This is a genomic window from Actinophytocola sediminis (assembly GCF_054779715.1).
In genome coordinates, this window is the sequence record NZ_BAAGXS010000157.1 from 1 (window position 1) to 4,753 (window position 4,753).

The 4,753-nt window shown below is 70.3% G+C and carries 1 protein-coding gene; it reads right to left on the reverse strand.

Translation table 11 applies throughout. The features are described from left to right. On the reverse strand, nt 1–4,753 hold a 4,753-nt coding region (locus ACYVIP_RS45000), incomplete at both ends, for a type I polyketide synthase (RefSeq protein ID WP_460407420.1).

Consider the following 4,753-nt stretch of genomic DNA (forward strand, 5'->3'; position numbering starts at 1 on the left):
CATCCCCACCACCGCAACCGGCTCATCAACCGACACCACCACCGCGGGCGAGGTGTCCTGAGTGGTCTGTCCGATCAGCAGCGAGCCGAGGTGCCGGGCGACGTCGATCGGCGTCGGGTAGTCGAACACGAGTGTCGCCGGCAGCCGCTCGCCCACGACGGCGGCGAGCCGGTTACGCAGTTCCACTCCCGTCAGTGAGTCCAGTCCGAAGTCACGGAACGACCTGGTCTCCTCGACCGCGTCAGCGTCGACGAAGCCGACGACCGCCGCGGTGTGCGTGACGACCAGTTGGCGGAGCGCGTTGTGTTGTTCGGTCACGTTCAGGGCGGTGAGGCGGTCCCGGAAGGTGCTCGTGGTAGTGGTTTCGGCGTCGGCGGCTCGACGCCGGGCCGGACGGACGAGGTTGTGCAGGATCGCCGGCGTGGTGTCGGTGTCCAAATCCGACAGTTCCAGACGGATCGGCAACAGCACCGGCTCGTCGACACCCAGCGCGGTGTCGAACAACGACAACCCGTCCACACTCGACAACGGCGCGACGCCGCCGCGCTTCAGCCGCTCGACATCCGCGTCCGTCAGATGACGGGTCAGCTGACTGCGTTCGTCCCACATGCCCCACGCCAACGAGGTCGCCCGGACACCGCGCCCACGCAGCCAGGACGCGAACCCGTCCAGGAAGGCGTTCGCCGTCGCGTAGTTCGCCTGCCCAGCGCCACCCACCGTGGCCGCACCGGACGAGAACGTCACAAACGCGCTCAGGTCACTGTCCCGGGTCAGTTCGTACAGGTTCTCCGCCGCCGTCATCTTGGCGGCCAGCACTCCGGTGAACCGTTCCGGTGTCAAGGTAGTCAGCAGGCCGTCATCCAACACGCCGGCGCAGTGCACGACCGCCGACACCGGAAATTTGGCCAGCACACCGGCCAGCGCCTCGCGATCGGCCGCGTCAACGGCCGCGAACACGACCTCCGCGCCCAACCCGGCCAGCTCATCCCGCAGCGCCTCGTCCGCACCGCGACGGCTCACCAGCAACAGTTCACGAACGCCGTGCTCAACCACCAGATGCCGGGCAACCAACCGGCCAAGGGTCCCGGTCCCACCGGTGACCAACACCCGACCGGAACCCCACACAACCGGTACCGGGTCACCCGCCGAGACCCGACCCAATCTCGGCGCCCGGGCGATCCCGTCGCGCACCGCGACCTGAGTGGCCCCCGAACCCAGTGCCGAGGCCAGCTCACCGGCGCTCAGCCGGTCACCCACGTGGTCAACCAACACGAACCGACCGGGGTTCTCCGCCTCCGCCGCGCGCACCAAACCCCACACCGACGCGCCGACCGGATCGGTCACGAACTCATCGGGGGTCGTCGCCACCGCGCCCCGACTCAGCACCGCCAACCGAGACCCGACAAACCGATCGTCGGCCAACCAGGCCTGCGTCAACTCCAGGATCTCGTAGACGCCGGAACATGACGCCACCACCACCTCCGGCACCGGGGTACCGGTCTCGATCACCGCGCCCAGATCCATACCGTCCAACACCGCGAACCGCACAGCCGGTTCGGCCGAAGGCGTGATCGGCTGCCAGTCGACCCGATACAGGTCCGGCACCACCCGATCCGCGCCAGCCACCGCGCCCCGAGGCCGCAGCAGCAACGAGCGAACCGACACCACCGGCTCACCGGCGCCGTCCACCAGCTCGATCGACACCTCACCGCTACCCACCAGCGCCATCCGCACCCGGACCGCCGACGCCCCAACGGCATGCACACAAACACCCGAGAACGTGAACGGCAACATCCCCTCGGTCATCCCGGAGAACCGCAGCAGCCCCAACACATGCAGCGACGCGTCCAACAACGCCGGATGCACCGCGAACCGCCCGGCGTCCGCCCGCAACGCCTGCGGCAACACCACCTCGGCACACCCGTCGTCACCATCCCGCCATGCCCGGGTCAGTCCCTGGAACGCCGGCCCATAGGCGAACCCGCCCGCGGCCATCCCCTCGTAGAACCCGGCGACCTCCAGCACCCGCGCACCGGCGGGCGGCCACTCCATCGACCCGGCCGCGGCGCCGACCGGAACCATCGACAACCGCCCGAAGGCGTGCCGCACCCACTCCCCGTCCGACTCGTCAGCGGTCCGCGCGAAGACGCCGACCGACCGGCCCTCCGACTCGTCAGCGCCACCCACCACGACCAGAAGGTCCACCGCACCACGCTCAGGGACAACCAACGGCGCCCCCACCACGAGCTCCTCGACCTGCACACAGCCGACATGCTCAGCCGCGCACAACGCCAACTCCAGGAACCCCGTGCCGGGGAACAACACCACACCGTCCACCGCGTGGTCGGCCAACCAGCTGTGCGACCGCAACGACACCCGCCCGCTCAGCACAACATCCCCCGAACCCGGCACCGCCACCACCGCGCCCAGCAACGGATGCCCCACCTCACCAAGGCCCGCCGACCCCACGTCACGCACCGGTGACGCGTCCAGCCAGAACCGCTCCCGCTCGAACGGATACGTCGGCAGGTCGACGTGGACGCCCTGGCGGCCGGGGATCACGGCGTTCCAGTCCACCGCGACCCCGTTGGCGACGGCCTCGGCCAGCGACCGGGTCATCCGGTCGGGCCCGCCCGCGTCCCGGTGGAGGGTGCCGAGCACCACGGCGCGCGCGTCGGCGTCGGTGATGGTCTCCTCGACGCCGATGGTCAGGATCGGGTGTGGGCTGATCTCGATGAACACGTCGTGTCCCGCGTCGAGGAGTGCCCTGGTCGCCCGCTCGAACTCGACCGGCTCCCGCACGTTGCTGAACCAGTAGTCCGCGTCGAGCTGCTCGGTGTCGATGTCCTCGCCGGTGACCGTCGAGTACAGCGGCAGGCGCGCGGCGGTCGGCGCCAGGCCGGCCAGCTCGTCCACCAGCGGTTGCCGGATCACGTCGACGGCCGCCGAGTGGGCGACGAAGTTCGCGCCGGGAACCTGCCAGCGCATCACCCCGGCCCGCGCCAACTCCCGCTCCAGTTGGCGCAGCGCGGTCATGCTGCCCGCGACGGCCACCGACCTCGGGCCGTTGACCGCGGCGATGCTCACCCCGTCGATGCCGGCGATCCGCCGTCGAACCGACGCCACATCGTCCACGATGGACAGCATGCCGCCGTCCGTCGCGGTGATGCCCTGGTACAGCAACCGGGACCGGATCGCGACGATCCTGGCCGCGTCCGCGAGCGACAACGCGCCGGCGACGTGGGCGGCGGCGATCTCGCCCTGTGAGTGCCCGATCACCGCGGCCGGCAGCACACCGTAGGAGCGCCACAGGGCGGCCAGCGACACCATCATGGTGAACAACACCGGCTGCAGCACGTCGACCCGCGACAGCTCGGGGGCGTCGGGGTCCTCCCGCAGGACGTCCAGCACCGACCAGCCGGTCAGCTCCCGCAGTACGACGTCACACCGGTCCACCTCGGCGGCGAACACCGGTGAGGACTCGAGCAGCGCACGTCCCATGCCGGCCCACTGGGAGCCCTGCCCGGGAAAGACGAAGACCACCTTCCTCGGACCGGACCGCCCCCACACCACGTTCTCCGCCACGTCGTCGGCACAGATCGCGGACAGGCCGGCGACGAACTCGGCCGGGGAAGTCCCGGTCACCACCGCACGGTGCGCGAAACCGGTCCTGGTCGTGGCCAGTGCGTGGCCGACGCTGGCCACGTCCACGTCCACCATGTCTTCCACAGTGGACAGCAGGGCGCGCGCCCGCGCACGGACCGCGGTGGTGCCGTGACCGGACAACACCCACGGCACCAGACCGGTCGCCGCCGGCAGCGCCCGCTCCTCCACCGGCGGCGCCTGCTCCAGGATCACGTGTGCGTTGGTCCCGCTGAGACCGAACGACGACACCCCGGCCCGACGCGGCCGGTCGACCTCCGGCCAGTCCGTGTTCTCGGTCAGCAACTCGACCGAGCCGGTCGACCAGTCCACCTTGGACGACGGCACCGTGGCGTGCAGTGTCTTGGGCAACACACCGCGCCGCAGGGCCTCCACCATCTTGATCACGCCGGCGACACCGGCGGCGGCCTGGGTGTGACCGATGTTCGACTTGACGGTGCCCAACCGCAGCGGACGCTCCCGATCCTGACCATAGGTGGCCAGAATCGCCTGCGCCTCGATCGGATCACCCAACGCGGTCCCCGTGCCATGCGCCTCGACGACATCCACATCCGAAGTGGACAGACCGGCACTCGCCAGCGCCGCCCGGATCACGCGCTCCTGCGAAGGGCCGTTGGGGGCGGTGAGACCGTTCGACGCGCCGTCGGAGTTCACCGCGGAGCCGGCGAGAATGGCCAGGACCGGGTGCCCGTTGCGCTGGGCGTCGGACAGCCGCTCCAACAGCAGCACACCGATACCCTCGCCGAAGCCCGCGCCGTCGGCGTCATCACTGAACGCCTTGCACCGGCCGTCGGCGGCCAGGTTGCCCTGCTGGGTGAGGTCCTCGTACAACGCGGGCGTGGCCATCACGGTGACCCCACCGGCCAACGCGAGATCGCACTCCCCGTTGCGCAGCGACCGCCCGGCGAGGTGCATCGCCACAAGCGAGGAGGAACACGCGGTGTCCACGGTCATCGACGGCCCCTCCAGGCCCAGGGTGTAGGAGACCCGGCCGGACAACACGCTGTAGGAGTTGCCGGTGCCCATGAACCCCTTGACCTCCGGGGGCGGGTCGGTGACCCGGACCGAGTACTCCTGCGCCATCAACCCC